18 protein-coding genes are annotated in these 15,205 nt (G+C 42.4%); all 18 read left to right on the forward strand.

What is annotated here, in order from left to right; all coding sequences use genetic code 11:
• Nucleotides 1-51 precede the first annotated feature (51 nt).
• The 18 genes from rpoC to rplN all read left to right on the forward strand — a co-directional run bounded on the left by rpoC (nucleotide 52) and on the right by rplN (nucleotide 15,180).
• Complete coding sequence (rpoC, locus tag V1500_RS00665) at nucleotides 52-3,654, forward strand: DNA-directed RNA polymerase subunit beta' (RefSeq protein WP_409303737.1); 3,603 nt, start codon at nucleotides 52-54, stop codon at nucleotides 3,652-3,654.
• Nucleotides 3,655-3,836: 182 nt separating this feature from the next.
• Nucleotides 3,837-4,085 (forward strand): 50S ribosomal protein L7ae-like protein, encoded by a 249-nt coding sequence (locus V1500_RS00670; RefSeq protein WP_409303739.1) that lies wholly within the window; start codon nucleotides 3,837-3,839, stop codon nucleotides 4,083-4,085.
• Between the two features lie 103 nt (nucleotides 4,086-4,188).
• On the forward strand, nucleotides 4,189-4,611 hold the full coding sequence (gene rpsL / locus V1500_RS00675) for a 30S ribosomal protein S12 (protein ID WP_409305877.1): 423 nt from the start codon (nucleotides 4,189-4,191) through the stop codon (nucleotides 4,609-4,611).
• 43 nt (nucleotides 4,612-4,654) lie between these two features.
• Entirely contained in the window at nucleotides 4,655-5,125 is a 471-nt protein-coding gene (gene rpsG / locus V1500_RS00680; RefSeq protein WP_409303741.1) for a 30S ribosomal protein S7, read from the forward strand.
• 53 nt (nucleotides 5,126-5,178) lie between these two features.
• Entirely contained in the window at nucleotides 5,179-7,257 is a 2,079-nt protein-coding gene (gene fusA, locus V1500_RS00685; protein WP_409303743.1) for an elongation factor G, read from the forward strand.
• Between the two features lie 115 nt (nucleotides 7,258-7,372).
• Nucleotides 7,373-8,560, forward strand: coding sequence for an elongation factor Tu (tuf, locus tag V1500_RS00690; RefSeq protein WP_409303745.1), 1,188 nt, complete (start codon nucleotides 7,373-7,375; stop codon nucleotides 8,558-8,560).
• 1,169 nt (nucleotides 8,561-9,729) lie between these two features.
• Nucleotides 9,730-10,038, forward strand: a complete 309-nt coding sequence (gene rpsJ / locus V1500_RS00695) for a 30S ribosomal protein S10 (protein WP_019244375.1) — start codon at nucleotides 9,730-9,732, stop codon at nucleotides 10,036-10,038.
• 41 nt (nucleotides 10,039-10,079) lie between these two features.
• On the forward strand, nucleotides 10,080-10,709 hold the full coding sequence (gene rplC, locus V1500_RS00700; RefSeq protein WP_409303747.1) for a 50S ribosomal protein L3: 630 nt from the start codon (nucleotides 10,080-10,082) through the stop codon (nucleotides 10,707-10,709).
• Between the two features lie 25 nt (nucleotides 10,710-10,734).
• On the forward strand, nucleotides 10,735-11,358 hold the full coding sequence (gene rplD, locus V1500_RS00705) for a 50S ribosomal protein L4 (protein ID WP_409303749.1): 624 nt from the start codon (nucleotides 10,735-10,737) through the stop codon (nucleotides 11,356-11,358).
• On the forward strand, nucleotides 11,358-11,642 hold the full coding sequence (rplW, locus tag V1500_RS00710; protein ID WP_409303751.1) for a 50S ribosomal protein L23: 285 nt from the start codon (nucleotides 11,358-11,360) through the stop codon (nucleotides 11,640-11,642). Before rplD ends, rplW begins: the two co-directional genes overlap by 1 nt.
• A gap of 26 nt (nucleotides 11,643-11,668) precedes the next feature.
• Nucleotides 11,669-12,499, forward strand: coding sequence for a 50S ribosomal protein L2 (rplB, locus tag V1500_RS00715; protein ID WP_409303753.1), 831 nt, complete (start codon nucleotides 11,669-11,671; stop codon nucleotides 12,497-12,499).
• Between the two features lie 60 nt (nucleotides 12,500-12,559).
• Nucleotides 12,560-12,838 carry a 30S ribosomal protein S19 gene (gene rpsS / locus V1500_RS00720; protein WP_101631943.1) on the forward strand — a complete coding sequence of 93 codons (279 nt, stop codon included), beginning with the start codon at nucleotides 12,560-12,562 and terminating at the stop codon, nucleotides 12,836-12,838.
• A 17-nt stretch (nucleotides 12,839-12,855) separates the two neighbouring features.
• Nucleotides 12,856-13,197: a 50S ribosomal protein L22 gene (gene rplV, locus V1500_RS00725; protein WP_409303755.1), complete on the forward strand. Its 342-nt coding sequence runs from the start codon at nucleotides 12,856-12,858 to the stop codon at nucleotides 13,195-13,197.
• A gap of 3 nt (nucleotides 13,198-13,200) precedes the next feature.
• Nucleotides 13,201-13,857: a 30S ribosomal protein S3 gene (rpsC, locus tag V1500_RS00730; protein ID WP_409303757.1), complete on the forward strand. Its 657-nt coding sequence runs from the start codon at nucleotides 13,201-13,203 to the stop codon at nucleotides 13,855-13,857.
• 1 nt (nucleotide 13,858) lies between these two features.
• Nucleotides 13,859-14,293, forward strand: coding sequence for a 50S ribosomal protein L16 (gene rplP / locus V1500_RS00735; RefSeq protein ID WP_409303759.1), 435 nt, complete (start codon nucleotides 13,859-13,861; stop codon nucleotides 14,291-14,293).
• On the forward strand, nucleotides 14,283-14,486 hold the full coding sequence (gene rpmC / locus V1500_RS00740) for a 50S ribosomal protein L29 (protein ID WP_409303761.1): 204 nt from the start codon (nucleotides 14,283-14,285) through the stop codon (nucleotides 14,484-14,486). Before rplP ends, rpmC begins: the two co-directional genes overlap by 11 nt.
• Before the next feature lie 19 nt (nucleotides 14,487-14,505).
• Nucleotides 14,506-14,769, forward strand: coding sequence for a 30S ribosomal protein S17 (gene rpsQ, locus V1500_RS00745; protein WP_117323957.1), 264 nt, complete (start codon nucleotides 14,506-14,508; stop codon nucleotides 14,767-14,769).
• Nucleotides 14,770-14,811: 42 nt separating this feature from the next.
• Nucleotides 14,812-15,180, forward strand: coding sequence for a 50S ribosomal protein L14 (gene rplN / locus V1500_RS00750; RefSeq protein ID WP_409303763.1), 369 nt, complete (start codon nucleotides 14,812-14,814; stop codon nucleotides 15,178-15,180).
• The last annotated feature ends 25 nt before the right edge of the window (nucleotides 15,181-15,205 follow it).

The following is a 15,205-nucleotide window of genomic DNA, read 5'->3' on the forward strand; positions in this document are numbered from 1 at the left end:
TCATATAGGCAATAAGGGTAAAACCTGGAGATCAAAAGGGAGGTAGGCCCCTTGCTAGATGTTAATAATTTTGAGTATATGAAGATTGGTCTTGCTTCACCGGACAAGATTCGCTCTTGGTCCCATGGGGAAGTCAAAAAACCAGAAACAATTAACTATCGTACATTGAAGCCGGAAAAAGACGGTTTATTCTGCGAAAGAATTTTCGGACCTCAAAAGGACTGGGAATGTCACTGTGGAAAATACAAACGCGTACGCTATAAGGGTGTAGTCTGTGACCGATGCGGAGTCGAAGTAACTCGTGCTAAAGTCCGCCGTGAGCGCATGGGACATATTGAATTAGCTGCACCAGTGTCACACATATGGTATTTCAAAGGGATACCAAGCCGTATGGGACTTGTTCTAGATATGTCTCCACGCGCACTGGAAGAAGTCATTTATTTTGCATCGTATGTAGTTACAGAAAGCGGGGATACTTCTTTAGACAAGAAGCAGCTTCTTTCTGAGAAAGAATATCGTGCATACCGTGAAAAATACGGCAAGAAGTTCCAGGCTGGCATGGGTGCTGAGGCAATCAAAAAGCTTCTATCCGATATTGACACTGAAAAAGAAGTTGACATGCTAAAAGAAGAATTGAAAACAGCACAGGGACAAAGAAGAACCCGTGCAATTAAGCGTCTTGAAGTGCTGGAAGCGTTCAGAAACTCTGGAAACCAGCCTTCGTGGATGATCCTTGACGTACTTCCGGTAATTCCTCCTGAACTTCGTCCTATGGTTCAGCTGGATGGCGGACGTTTTGCAACTTCTGATTTGAATGATTTGTATCGCCGAGTGATTAACCGTAACAATCGACTTAAAAGATTATTGGACCTTGGAGCACCTAGCATTATCGTTCAGAACGAGAAACGCATGCTTCAAGAAGCGGTTGATGCATTAATAGATAATGGCCGCCGTGGACGTCCGGTAACAGGTCCTGGTAACAGGCCGCTAAAATCCTTGTCCCATATGCTTAAAGGTAAACAAGGGCGTTTCCGTCAAAACCTTCTAGGTAAACGTGTTGACTACTCCGGTCGTTCAGTTATCGTTGTAGGACCTAACTTAAAAATGTATCAATGCGGTCTTCCTAAAGAAATGGCGATTGAACTATTCAAGCCGTTTGTTATGAAGGAATTGGTTCAAAAAGGGCTTGCACATAACATTAAATCTGCAAAGCGGAAGATTGAAAGACTGCAGCCTGAAGTTTGGGATGTTCTCGAATCAGTCATTAAGGAGCACCCGGTGTTGCTCAACCGTGCCCCTACTCTGCACAGATTAGGTATCCAGGCATTTGAGCCAACATTGGTTGAGGGGCGTGCAATCCGTTTGCACCCGCTTGTTTGTACAGCTTATAATGCGGACTTTGATGGCGACCAAATGGCCGTTCACGTTCCTTTATCATCTGAAGCTCAAGCTGAAGCACGCTTGCTAATGCTGGCTGCCCAAAACATCTTGAATCCTAAGGATGGAAAGCCGGTAGTTACTCCTTCACAGGATATGGTATTAGGAAACTATTACTTGACTCTTGAAAGAGAAGGCGGAGTAGGCGAAGGCATGATCTTCAAGGACACAAACGAAGCGTTGATTGCATACCAAAATGGGTACGTGCATCTGCACACTCGTGTGGCTGTTCATGCATCTTCCCTGAATAATGAAACATTTACAGAAGAGCAAAATAACCAACTTCTGATTACGACTGTTGGTAAGCTTGTTTTCAACGAAATATTGCCAAAGTCATTCCCATACATTAATGAGCCGACCAAGACAAACCTGGAAGAAAAAACTCCAGAACGCTACTTTATACCAAAAGGTGCAAACGTCCTTGAGGCTATTAAGGCACAGGAAATTATCGACCCATTCAAGAAAAAGATTCTTGGAAATATTATCGCTGAGGTCTTCAAGCGATTCAAAATCACCGAGACATCTAAAATGCTTGACCGTATGAAGGATCTTGGGTTCAGGCATTCAACCAAAGCAGGTATTACAGTTGGTGTGGCTGATATCGTCGTACTAGGAGAAAAACAGGAAATCATTGAAGAGGCACAAAACAAAGTAGATAACGTTATGAAACAATTCCGTCGAGGTTTAATTACTGAAGACGAGCGTTATGACCGTGTTATCTCCATTTGGAGTGCTGCAAAGGATACCATCCAATCCAAGCTTATGGGCTCGTTGGATCGTCGTAACCCAATCTTTATGATGAGTGACTCTGGTGCTCGTGGTAACGCATCTAACTTTACCCAGCTTGCTGGTATGCGTGGATTGATGGCCAACCCGGCAGGACGAATAATCGAATTGCCAATCAAGTCAAGTTTCCGTGAGGGTCTGACGGTTCTTGAATACTTCATCTCAACACACGGAGCCCGTAAAGGACTTGCAGATACTGCCCTAAAAACGGCTGACTCTGGATACCTTACTCGCCGCCTTGTAGACGTTGCGCAGGATGTTATCGTCCGTGACGATGACTGTGGAACTGACAGAGGCTTGTTGATCGGTGCCTTGAAGGATGGTACTGAAATTATTGAAAATCTGGAAGAACGTCTAATTGGGCGCTATGCAAGAAAGCCGATCAGACACCCAGAAACTAATGAAGTTATCGTAGCCGAAAACGAACTGATCACAGAAGACCTAGCAACTTATGTGGAAGCTAGCGGTGTAGAACAAGTATGGATCCGTTCTGCATTTACTTGTAACACCAGCCATGGTGTGTGTAAGAAATGTTATGGACGCAACCTTGCAACTGGCCAGGAAGTCGAAGTAGGTGAAGCAGTTGGTATCATTGCTGCACAATCCATCGGTGAACCAGGGACACAGTTGACAATGCGTACATTCCACACAGGTGGAGTTGCCGGTGATGATATCACTCAGGGTCTGCCTCGTATCCAGGAAATTTTTGAAGCTAGGAATCCGAAAGGGCAAGCTATCATTTCTGAAATCGAAGGAACGGTTGTCGGGATTAATGAAATCCGTGATAAGCAACAGGAAATCGTCGTACAAGGGGAAGTGGAATCTCGTACGTATACAGCCCCTTATACAGCACGCCTGAAAGTTGCGGTTGATTCTTATGTACAACGCGGCCAGGAACTAACCGAAGGTTCAATCGATCCGAAAGAATTGCTCAGAGTTAAAGATGTCCTTTCAGTTCAGGAATACCTGCTTCGTGAGGTACAGAAGGTGTATCGTATGCAAGGTGTAGAAATTGGAGATAAGCATATCGAGGTAATGGTAAGGCAAATGCTTCGTAAAGTGCGTGTGATTGATGCTGGCGAAACTGATGTCCTTCCAGGCACATTGCTTGATATCCCTCAGTTCACTCAAGCCAACACTTCAGCACTGTTTGAAGGAAAGGTTCCAGCTACCGGGCGTCCGGTATTGCTCGGAATCACTAAGGCTTCGCTTGAAACTGACTCATTCTTGTCAGCTGCGTCATTCCAGGAAACCACAAGAGTACTTACTGATGCTGCCATAAAAGGCAAGCGTGATGAACTTCTTGGTCTTAAAGAGAATGTTATCATTGGTAAGCTTGTGCCGGCTGGAACAGGGATGCAAAGATACCGTAGAGCACAGCCAGTTCTTACGGAAGATTTGAATCAAGAGCCAACAGTAAGTGTAGATTAATTTAGTAACCTGAGGCTGCCCCGTAAAGAGCAGCCTCAGGTTTTTACCCATATAAATTATTAAGTTAAGTTATATGTTACTAAAAAAATATTTTCCTAAAGAAAGTTGACATCGTTATTGAAATGATGTTATTATAGCAAAGGTGCTCCTATAGTACCCTGTAACTTTGGAGGATATGAGATATGTCTTATGAAAAAGTGATACAGGCAAAGATAGTGATTATAGGAACGAAACAAACAGTGAGAGCTCTTAAAAACGGATCAATTCAAGAGGTAATAATAGCTTCTGACGCTGATAGATATTTAACAGCAAAAGTTGCCGAAACCGCTACTGAATTGAACGTTCCGATCACATATGTTGATTCGATGAGAATGCTTGGAAAAGCATGCGGAATTGATGTCGGAGCAGCAACTGTTGCCATTAAAAAGTAAAACTGTTTTTGCAGATGAGACTGCAAAAACTTTGTTTTTGCTCATTTATGAACCACCTGGATGTGTGGGTCTAGAACCAAAAAATGAAGGGAGGAAAACAGAAATGCCTACTATTAACCAATTAGTGCGCGGTGGCCGTGAATCCAAGGAAACTAAATCAAAGTCTCCAGCGCTAAACAAAGGCTACAACAGCTTCAAGAAAGCTCAAACTAATGTATCATCTCCACAAAAACGCGGTGTTTGTACTCGTGTTGGTACAATGACACCAAAGAAACCGAACTCAGCGTTGCGTAAATATGCGCGTGTACGTTTGACAAACGGTATCGAGGTAACAGCTTATATCCCAGGTATCGGTCACAACCTACAAGAACACAGCGTGGTACTAATCCGCGGTGGACGTGTAAAGGACTTACCAGGGGTACGTTATCATATCGTACGTGGTGCGCTTGATACAGCTGGCGTAAACAATCGTATGCAAGGCCGTTCTAAATACGGTACGAAGCGTCCGAAAGCTGCTAAAAAATAATTAAATCCTAAAATATTAACCTTATCGAAAGGAGGAAAATTTCATGCCTCGTAAAGGACCTGTTTCAAAAAGAGACGTTTTACCAGATCCGATTTATAATTCAAAGCTTGTGACTCGCCTAATCAACAAAATGATGGTTGATGGACAAAGAGGTAAGTCACAAAAAATTCTTTACTCAGCATTTGATATCATTCAAGAACGTACTGGCAACAACCCAATCGAAGTTTTTGACCAAGCGCTTAAAAACATCATGCCAGTATTAGAAGTTAGAGCTCGTCGTGTAGGTGGTGCTAACTACCAAGTACCTGTAGAGGTGCGCCCAGACCGTCGTTCCACTCTAGGTCTTCGTTGGTTAGTAAACTACTCTCGTTCTCGTGGTGAAAAAACTATGGAAGAACGCTTAGCTTACGAAATCATGGATGCAGCTAACAACACTGGTGCATCTGTTAAGAAGCGCGAAGATACACATAAAATGGCTGAAGCTAACAAAGCATTCGCTCACTACCGTTGGTAGGATTAAGTCTTTCTATAAAATATATACTCATATAAGGAAGGAGAAAGACCAAAATGGCAAGAGAGTTCTCCTTAGCTAAAACTCGTAATATCGGTATCATGGCACACATTGATGCCGGTAAAACGACTACAACAGAACGTGTTCTTTATTACACTGGCCGTATTCATAAGATCGGTGAAACTCACGAAGGTGCATCTCAGATGGACTGGATGGAGCAAGAACAAGAACGTGGTATTACTATCACATCTGCTGCAACAACTGCTCAATGGGAAGGCCACCGCGTAAACATCATCGATACACCGGGACACGTAGACTTCACAGTTGAAGTTGAGCGTTCACTGCGTGTACTTGATGGTGCGGTAGCTGTACTTGATGCTCAATCAGGTGTTGAGCCACAAACTGAAACAGTTTGGCGCCAGGCAACAACTTATGGTGTTCCTCGTGTAGTATTCGTAAACAAGATGGACAAAATTGGTGCTGACTTCCTGTATTCTGTGAAGACACTACATGATCGTCTTCAGGCAAACGCTCATCCAATCCAATTACCGATTGGTGCTGAGGACGAGTTTGAAGCTATCATTGACCTTGTTGAAATGAAAGCTGTATTCTACGGGAACGACTTAGGAACTGATATCGAAGTTCGCGAAATTCCTGAGAGCCATAAGGATTTAGCAGAAGAATACCGTGAAAAGTTAATTGAAGCGGTAGCTGAATTAGATGAAGAGTTAATGGAAAAGTACCTTGGCGGAGAAGAGCTTACAAATGAAGAAATCAAAGCCGCGATCCGTAAGGGAACTGTTAACGTTGAATTCTATCCAGTAATCTGTGGATCTGCATTTAAAAACAAGGGTGTTCAATTGATGCTTGACGCTGTTATTGACTATCTTCCATCTCCATTGGATGTACCAGCAATCAAAGGTACTCTTCCGGATTCAGACGAAGAAACAACTCGTCCTTCTAGTGACGATGAGCCATTCGCAGCTCTAGCATTCAAAGTTATGACTGACCCTTATGTTGGTAAATTAACATTCTTCCGTGTATACTCTGGTACTTTGAGCTCAGGTTCATATGTACAAAACTCTACAAAGGGCAAGCGTGAGCGTGTAGGACGTATCCTTCAAATGCACGCAAACTCCCGTGAAGAGATTTCTCAGGTATATGCAGGGGATATCGCTGCTGCCGTAGGTTTGAAAGATACAACTACTGGCGATACTCTATGTGACGAGAAAAACCTTGTTATCTTAGAATCAATGGAATTCCCAGAGCCAGTTATCTCTCTTTCTATCGAGCCGAAGTCTAAAGCTGACCAAGATAAGATGACTACTGCACTACAAAAACTGCAAGAAGAAGATCCTACCTTCCGTGCACATACCGACCAGGAAACTGGACAGGTTATCATTGCGGGTATGGGAGAACTTCACTTAGATATTCTTGTAGACCGTATGCGCCGTGAATTTAAGGTTGAAGCTAATGTTGGTGCGCCTCAGGTTGCTTACCGTGAAACCTTCCGTGGTTCTGCACAGGTTGAAGGTAAGTTTGTACGCCAATCAGGTGGACGCGGACAATTCGGACACGTATGGATCGAATTCTCACCTAACGAAGAAGGTAAAGGATTCGAATTTGAAAATGCTATCGTCGGTGGTGTGGTTCCACGTGAATACATCCCTGCTGTTCAAGCTGGTCTAGAAGACTCTCTTGATAACGGTGTACTTGCTGGATTCCCGCTTGTTGATATCAAAGCAAGACTATTTGATGGTTCTTACCACGATGTTGACTCCAATGAAATGGCATTTAAGATTGCTGCATCTATGGCTCTTAAGAACGCTGCATCTAAATGTCAGCCTGTAATTCTTGAGCCAATCATGAAAGTGGAAGTTGTTATTCCGGAAGAATACATGGGAGATATCATGGGAGATATTACGTCTCGCCGTGGCCGTGTTGAAGGTATGGAAGCACGCGGAAACACTCAAGTTGTTAAAGCAATGGTTCCACTTTCTGAAATGTTCGGATATGCAACATCTCTACGTTCAAATACACAAGGACGCGGAACATTCTCTATGCACTTCGACCATTATGAAGAAGTACCAAAGAGCATTTCCGAAGAAATTGTGAAAAAAAATAAAGGCGAATAATTGATTTTCGCCCTTTTATAAAGTATAACTACTTATGTAAGCTATGAAGGTGGATATTCTGCTTTCATAGCACTATATACTTAATCCATTTATAATTTTAAGGAGGAATATCCTAATGGGAAAAGCTAAATTCGATCGCTCTAAGCCTCACGTTAATATCGGAACAATCGGTCACGTTGACCATGGTAAAACTACTTTAACAGCTGCTATCACTTCTGTACTTGCGAAGTCTGGTAAAGCTGAAGCTCGTGCATACGACCAAATCGACGGTGCTCCGGAAGAAAGAGAACGTGGTATCACAATCTCTACTGCACACGTTGAATATGAAACTGATGCTCGTCACTACGCACACGTTGACTGCCCAGGACACGCTGACTATGTTAAAAACATGATCACTGGTGCTGCTCAAATGGACGGCGGTATCCTAGTTGTTTCTGCTGCTGACGGCCCAATGCCACAAACTCGTGAGCACATTCTTCTTTCTCGCCAAGTAGGTGTACCTTACCTTGTTGTATTCATGAACAAGTGTGATATGGTAGACGACGAAGAGCTTCTTGAACTAGTAGAAATGGAAATTCGTGACCTTCTTTCTGAATATGAATTCCCTGGTGACGATATCCCTGTAATCAAAGGTTCTGCTCTTAAAGCTCTTGAAGGCGATGCACAATGGGAAGAAAAAATTCATGAACTTATGAACGCAGTTGACGAATACATCCCAACACCAACTCGTGACACTGAAAAGCCATTCATGATGCCTGTAGAGGACGTATTCTCTATCACTGGTCGTGGAACAGTTGCAACTGGACGTGTAGAACGCGGACAAGTTAAAGTTGGTGACGTAGTTGAGATCGTAGGACTTGCTGAAGAAGCAAAATCAACTACAGTAACAGGTGTTGAAATGTTCCGTAAGCTTCTTGACTATGCTGAAGCTGGTGACAACATCGGTGCACTACTTCGTGGTGTAGCGCGTGAAGATATCCAACGTGGTCAAGTACTATCTAAGCCAGGTACAATCAACCCACACACAAAGTTCAAAGCTGAAGTTTATGTTCTTTCTAAAGAAGAAGGTGGACGTCACACTCCATTCTTCACAAACTACCGTCCTCAGTTCTACTTCCGTACAACTGACGTAACTGGAATCTGCAACCTTCCTGAAGGTGTAGAAATGGTTATGCCTGGTGACAACATTGAAATGAGCGTTGAGCTTATTGCTTCTGTTGCGATCGAAGAAGGTACTAAGTTCTCTATCCGTGAGGGTGGACGTACTGTAGGCGCTGGCGTAGTTGCTTCTATTCAAGAATAATTATTAACGTTATAAGAAAAAGCAGACGGGACGCCGTCTGCTTTTTTTGTCGTTTTAGGAAATTATAAAATACAACGATTTGGAAAACTTATACTAAGTGGGTTGCTCTGCTCCAGCGCCTAACCCCTCTGGGTCAGAAGCCAAATCACACCGAAATATCTTGAGTACCTGTGTGATTCGTCTTTGGTTTATTGCGGAGGGACTCGGCGCTTGAGATTTTTTTCTCAGGTGCGTGTCTTGTTTCCGTACTTATGGTAAATGATTAGCTTGATTTAGAATGGAGATTGGATTTTTCAGATGGATAACATAACCGTTATTTTTCGGGACGAGTTGTTACTGCCTAAACGCTGACTTACAATTGGCAAAAACCGGTTCTTGTTGTTAGGCTTAAGAATGAAAATGGCATCAGACTAGTTCGCTAGTCCAGAGCAAAAGATGGTGTTTCATTATAACGATCAGGGTGATTAAAGTCGACATGCTGCACAATCAAAATGTAATGAAGTACTTCAAAGTTAATATATTTATGACCAACTATTACCTTATGGATAATTTCTCGTAAGCAAACATGATTTGCATTAGGAGTGTAAAACATCACCCTTCTTAAGAGGGAAATACTATGCTATCGAGTTCCTATGAAAATAAGGTAAGTATACATCTGTGACAGTCCTACAACCCCTTAAATCCTTTTTGCAATAACTCAAAACACAGGCTACTTCCTTATCCCCAACTATTTATCTCACTATTATTATGTATGTGCATTAACGTCCCACTCAATACGAATTTTAATTGGCGGAAAAGGGCAACTCTCGTAAGCAGAACCCAAATCCCTAGGTCCGAACTTAGATAATGAAGAATAATACTCAAATACTTGTCTAATAGAGATTTAGAATTCTTCTATTATAGAAGAAAAAAATAACAAACTGCTTCTTTAAATAACCCCTTGAAATTGGAGAACGGCCTATGTATAATAGTAAAAGTGTGTAACGCATAGAAAAAGAAAAATTATATATTGCTTATTCTGTGTGATTTATGTATAATAGACAATGTTGGTCTTTGACTGCGATGATATGGAAGGTTGCTGACACACCCGGCCGCTTTGCCATGGCGAGTGTGTGGGAAATTTCCATTGAGAAGGTCTATTCGAAAATAGGCGAAAAGGAGGGAAAATAATGGCAAAACAAAAGATTCGTATTCGTTTAAAGGCATATGATCACAGGATTCTTGATCAATCTGCTGAGAAAATTGTTGAAACTGCAAAACGTTCTGGGGCGGCTGTATCAGGTCCGATTCCATTACCTACTGAGAGATCTGTTTACACGATCCTACGTGCGGTTCATAAATACAAAGATTCTCGTGAACAATTCGAGATGCGCACACATAAGCGTTTGATCGACATTGTGAATCCAACTCCTCAAACAGTTGATTCATTAATGCGTTTAGACCTGCCATCCGGTGTTGACATTGAAATCAAACTTTAATTTATATAAAAACATTTATTATTATATAGGAGGTGTGACTTATGACCAAAGGAATCTTAGGTAGAAAAATAGGTATGACGCAAGTATTTGCTGAGAATGGTGAACTTATCCCTGTAACTGTTGTTGAAGTTGCTGGAAACGTTGTTCTTCAAAAGAAGAGTGTTGAAACTGATGGATATGAAGCAGTTCAAATTGGTTTCGGTGAAAAGCGTGAAAAGCTTTCTAACAAACCTGAAAAGGGACACGCATCAAAAGCTAATACAGCTCCTAAGCGCTTCGTTCGCGAATTCCGCGATGCAAACCTCGGAGAATACGAGTTGGGTCAGGAAGTCAAAGTTGATATCTTCGCTGAAGGCGAAGTTGTAGACGTAACAGGAGTTTCAAAAGGTAAAGGATTCCAAGGCTCAATCAAGCGCCACGGACAATCTCGCGGACCAATGTCTCACGGTTCTCGTTACCACCGTCGCCCTGGTTCAATGGGTCCTGTAGCTCCAAACCGCGTATTTAAAGGGAAATTATTGCCTGGACGCATGGGCGGAGATCAAATAACTGTACAAAACTTAACAATTGTAAAAGTAGACGCTGAGCGTAACTTACTTCTAATCAAAGGTAATGTACCTGGAGCTAGAAAATCATTGTTGAAAATCAAAAGTGCGGTTAAAGCGAAGTAATTTTTAAGAAAGGAGGAGCATTAGAATGCCAAAAGTTACATTGTTCAATCAGGCTGGATCACAAGTTGGAGATATCGAGCTTAATGATTCAATCTTCGGTATTGAACCTAATAATCACGTATTATTCGAAGCAATTATTATGCAACGAGCTTCCTTACGTCAAGGAACTCACAAAGTAAAAAATCGTTCTGAAGTAGCGGGCGGTGGACGCAAGCCATGGCGCCAAAAAGGAACTGGACGTGCGCGTCAAGGTTCAATCCGTTCTCCACAATGGCGTGGCGGTGGTACCGTATTTGGTCCAACACCAAGATCGTATAGCTACAAACTTCCTAAGAAGGTACGTAGACTAGCTATTAAATCAGCTCTATCTACTAAAGTTCTAGAAGATAATATTTTAGTTCTTGAGAGTCTTTCATTTGAAACTCCAAAAACAAAAGAATTTGCAGCTGTCCTTAAAGGACTTTCTGTAGATACTAAGGCGTTAGTTGTAACTGACGGTTTAGATGAGAAAGTTGCTCTTTCTGCTCGTAATATCCCTGGTATTACTGTAGTAGAAGCAGATGGTTTAAATGTTCTTGATGTTGTTTCCCACAACAAACTGATCATTACTAAATCAGCTGTTGAAAAAGTAGAGGAGGTGCTTGCATAATGGATGCACGCGATATCATTAAGCGCCCCGTAATCACTGAACGTTCTTCAGACCTTATGGCTGAAAAAAAATATACTTTCGAAGTAGACGTAAGAGCTAACAAGACTCAAGTCAAGGACGCTATTCGTGAAATCTTCGGAGTAGAAGTAGAAAAAGTTAACATTATGAACTACAAGGGCAAGTTCAAGCGCATGGGTAAACATGCTGGTTACACTAACAAGCGCCGAAAAGCGATTGTTAAACTAACTGCAGACAGCAAAGAAATCGAACTATTCGAAGCGTAAATCACTAAAGAAGGAGGGAAATACAAATGGCGATTAAGAAGTATAAACCTACCTCTAACGGTCGACGCAATATGACGGTGTCTGATTTCGCAGAAATCACTACTAACAAGCCGGAAAAATCATTGCTTGCTCCTTTAACAAGAAAAGGCGGCCGTAACAACCAAGGTAAGTTAACAGTTCGTCATCAAGGTGGCGGACACAAGCGTCAATACCGTATTATTGACTTCAAACGTCTAAAAGATGGTATACCAGGACGCGTTGCCACTATTGAATACGATCCAAATCGTTCTGCAAATATTGCATTAATTAATTATGTAGATGGAGAAAAGCGTTACATCCTAGCTCCTAAAAACCTAGTAGTAGGTATGGAGGTTATGTCTGGGCCAGAGGCCGACATTAAAGTGGGTAATGCACTTCCATTAGCTAACATTCCAGTTGGTACAGTAATCCACAACATCGAGCTTAAACCAGGTAAAGGTGGACAATTAGTCCGTTCTGCTGGTACATCTGCTCAGGTGCTGGGTAAAGAAGGACGCTACGTACTAGTACGTTTGAACTCTGGTGAAGTTCGCATGATCCTTGCTACTTGCCGCGCATCTATCGGTCAAGTTGGTAACGAGCAGCACGAGCTAATCAATATCGGTAAAGCTGGACGTTCACGCTGGTTAGGCAAGCGCCCAACAGTTCGTGGTTCTGTAATGAACCCTAACGATCACCCACACGGTGGTGGGGAAGGACGTTCTCCTATCGGACGTAAATCTCCAATGTCTCCTTGGGGCAAGCCGACTCTTGGTGCTAAAACTCGTAAGAAGAAAAACAAATCAAACAAATTTATCGTACGTAGCCGTAAAAAATAACGGGATTGAACTACGGTTCATCAAAAGGACCGTAGAACAATCACGAAGGGAGGTACTTACATGGGTCGCAGTTTGAAAAAAGGGCCTTTTGTTGATGAGCATTTGATGGTTAAGGTAGAAAAGTTAAATGAAGCTGACAAGAAACAAGTTGTTAAAACTTGGTCTCGTCGTTCAACAATCTTCCCACAATTCATCGGGCACACAATCGCTGTTTACGATGGTCGTAAACACGTACCGGTATATGTAACTGAAGACATGGTAGGTCATAAGTTGGGCGAATTCGCTCCTACTCGTACTTACAAAGGTCACGCAAGTGATGACAAGAAAACAAGACGTTAATGAGAGGAGGGCATCTCATGGAAGCAAAAGCTGTTGCTAGAACAGTTCGTATTTCTGCTCGTAAAGTACGCTTAGTAGCTGATTTGATCCGTGGTAAGCAAGTTGGTGAAGCAGTAGCGATTCTTCGCTTAACACCTAAGGCTGCATCTCCAATTGTAGAAAAGGTACTCAAATCTGCTGTTGCTAACGCAGAGCATAACTACGAAATGGATGTCAATAACCTGGTTATTTCAGAGATCTATGCTAACGAAGGACCAACGTTGAAACGTTTCCGTCCACGTGCTATGGGACGTGCAAGTGCAATCAACAAGCGCACAAGCCATATTACTGTTGTTGTATCAGAAAAGAAGGAGGGATAATCTGTGGGTCAAAAGGTAAATCCAGTCGGTTTGCGTATCGGAATCATCCGTGATTGGGAATCCAAGTGGTACGCTGGCAAAGACTATGCAGATCTTTTACATGAAGACATTAAAGTGCGTGAATATATTACAAAGCGCCTAAATGATGCTTCTGTATCCAAAGTAGAAATCGAACGTGCTGCTAACCGCATTAACATTTCTGTGCACACTGCGAAGCCAGGAATGGTTATCGGTAAGGGTGGTACTGAAGTAGAAGCACTTCGTAAAGCTCTAAATCAATTAACAGGCAAACGCGTTCACATCAATATCATCGAAATTAAAAGAGCTGATCTTGATGCGAAATTGGTTGCTGAAAACATCGCTCGCCAACTAGAAAACCGCGTTTCTTTCCGTCGTGCACAAAAGCAAGCTATCCAACGTACAATGCGTGCTGGAGCACAAGGTATCAAAACACAAGTTTCTGGACGCCTTGGCGGTGCTGATATCGCTCGTGCTGAACACTATAGCGAAGGAACAGTTCCACTTCACACACTTCGCGCTGATATTGACTATGCTACTGCTGAAGCGGACACAACTTACGGTAAGCTTGGCGTGAAAGTATGGATCTATCGTGGAGAAGTTCTTCCTACTAAGAAGAAATCAGAGGAAGGAGGAAAATAATATGTTATTGCCTAAACGCGTTAAATACCGTCGTGAACACCGCGGTAAGATGAGAGGAAATGCAAAAGGCGGTACAGAAGTGCATTTTGGTGAATTTGGCCTTCAAGCTCTTGAAGCTTCTTGGATTACAAACCGCCAAATCGAAGCTGCCCGTATTGCAATGACTCGTTACATGAAACGTGGCGGTAAAGTTTGGATTAAAATTTTCCCAAGCAAGCCTTACACTGCTAAGCCTCTAGAAGTACGGATGGGTTCTGGTAAAGGTGCTCCTGAAGGTTGGGTAGCCGTTGTAAAGCCTGGCAAGGTAATGTTTGAATTAGCTGGTGTATCTGAAGAGGTGGCACGAGAAGCATTACGTCTTGCAGCACACAAACTTCCAATCAAATGTAAGTTTGTAAAACGTGAAGAAATTGGTGGTGAATCCAATGAAAGCTAATGAAATCAAAGATCTTACCACTGCTGAAATTGAACAAAAAGTTAAGTCTCTAAAAGAAGAATTATTTAATCTTCGTTTCCAGTTAGCTACTGGACAACTTGAAAATACAGCTCGCATTCGTGAAGTGCGCAAATCGATCGCTCGTATGAAGACAGTTGTTCGTGCAAGAGAGATCGGTGTCAACAATCGATAATTGAGGGGAGGTTTGCAGAATGAGCGAACGCAACCAACGTAAAGTCTACACAGGACGCGTTGTATCTGACAAGATGGATAAAACGGTAACTGTTCTTGTAGAAACCTATAAAAAGCATTCCCTATACGGTAAGCGTGTTAAATACTCTAAGAAATTCAAAGCACATGATGAGTTAAACGAAGCAAAAGTAGGCGATACAGTTAGAATTATGGAAACTCGCCCTCTTTCCGCTACTAAACGCTTCCGTCTAGTTGAAGTTGTAGAAAAAGCAGTAATTATTTAATCTATGTTCGGATTACGCTAAATCCGAAGGGAGGTTTCGTACATGATTCAACAAGAATCTCGTTTAAAAGTCGCTGACAACTCTGGTGCTCGTGAAGTACTTACAATCAAAGTACTTGGTGGTTCAGGCCGCAAAACAGCTAACATCGGTGATATCATCGTATGTACAGTAAAACAAGCAACACCAGGTGGCGTTGTCAAAAAAGGTGACGTTGTTAAAGCGGTAGTTGTTCGTACAAAGAGCGGTGCGCGTCGTCCTGATGGTACTTACATTCGTTTCGATGAAAACGCATGTGTAATTATCCGTGACGATAAGAGCCCTCGTGGAACTCGTATCTTCGGACCAGTTGCTCGTGAATTACGTGACAACGCATTTATGAAGATCGTTTCCCTAGCTCCAGAAGTTTTATAATTGATAAATTCTCGTAATAGCCTTT

This window comes from Peribacillus sedimenti, assembly GCF_046237635.1.
Taxonomy (GTDB): Bacteria; Bacillota; Bacilli; order Bacillales; family DSM-1321; genus Peribacillus; species Peribacillus sedimenti.

Bases quoted from the DNA above. Each gene is read 5' to 3' on its own strand.
- V1500_RS00670 (WP_409303739.1), top strand. From the start codon at position 3,837: ATGTCTTATGAAAAAGTGATACAGGCAAAGATAGTGATTATAGGAACG.
- rpsL (WP_409305877.1), top strand. From the start codon at position 4,189: ATGCCTACTATTAACCAATTAGTGCGCGGTGGCCGTGAATCCAAGGAA.
- rpsG (WP_409303741.1), top strand. From the start codon at position 4,655: ATGCCTCGTAAAGGACCTGTTTCAAAAAGAGACGTTTTACCAGATCCG.
- fusA (WP_409303743.1), top strand. From the start codon at position 5,179: ATGGCAAGAGAGTTCTCCTTAGCTAAAACTCGTAATATCGGTATCATG.
- tuf (WP_409303745.1), top strand. From the start codon at position 7,373: ATGGGAAAAGCTAAATTCGATCGCTCTAAGCCTCACGTTAATATCGGA.
- rpsJ (WP_019244375.1), top strand. From the start codon at position 9,730: ATGGCAAAACAAAAGATTCGTATTCGTTTAAAGGCATATGATCACAGG.
- rplC (WP_409303747.1), top strand. From the start codon at position 10,080: ATGACCAAAGGAATCTTAGGTAGAAAAATAGGTATGACGCAAGTATTT.
- rplD (WP_409303749.1), top strand. From the start codon at position 10,735: ATGCCAAAAGTTACATTGTTCAATCAGGCTGGATCACAAGTTGGAGAT.
- rplW (WP_409303751.1), top strand. From the start codon at position 11,358: ATGGATGCACGCGATATCATTAAGCGCCCCGTAATCACTGAACGTTCT.
- rplB (WP_409303753.1), top strand. From the start codon at position 11,669: ATGGCGATTAAGAAGTATAAACCTACCTCTAACGGTCGACGCAATATG.
- rpsS (WP_101631943.1), top strand. From the start codon at position 12,560: ATGGGTCGCAGTTTGAAAAAAGGGCCTTTTGTTGATGAGCATTTGATG.
- rplV (WP_409303755.1), top strand. From the start codon at position 12,856: ATGGAAGCAAAAGCTGTTGCTAGAACAGTTCGTATTTCTGCTCGTAAA.
- rplP (WP_409303759.1), top strand. From the start codon at position 13,859: ATGTTATTGCCTAAACGCGTTAAATACCGTCGTGAACACCGCGGTAAG.
- rpmC (WP_409303761.1), top strand. From the start codon at position 14,283: ATGAAAGCTAATGAAATCAAAGATCTTACCACTGCTGAAATTGAACAA.
- rpsQ (WP_117323957.1), top strand. From the start codon at position 14,506: ATGAGCGAACGCAACCAACGTAAAGTCTACACAGGACGCGTTGTATCT.
- rplN (WP_409303763.1), top strand. From the start codon at position 14,812: ATGATTCAACAAGAATCTCGTTTAAAAGTCGCTGACAACTCTGGTGCT.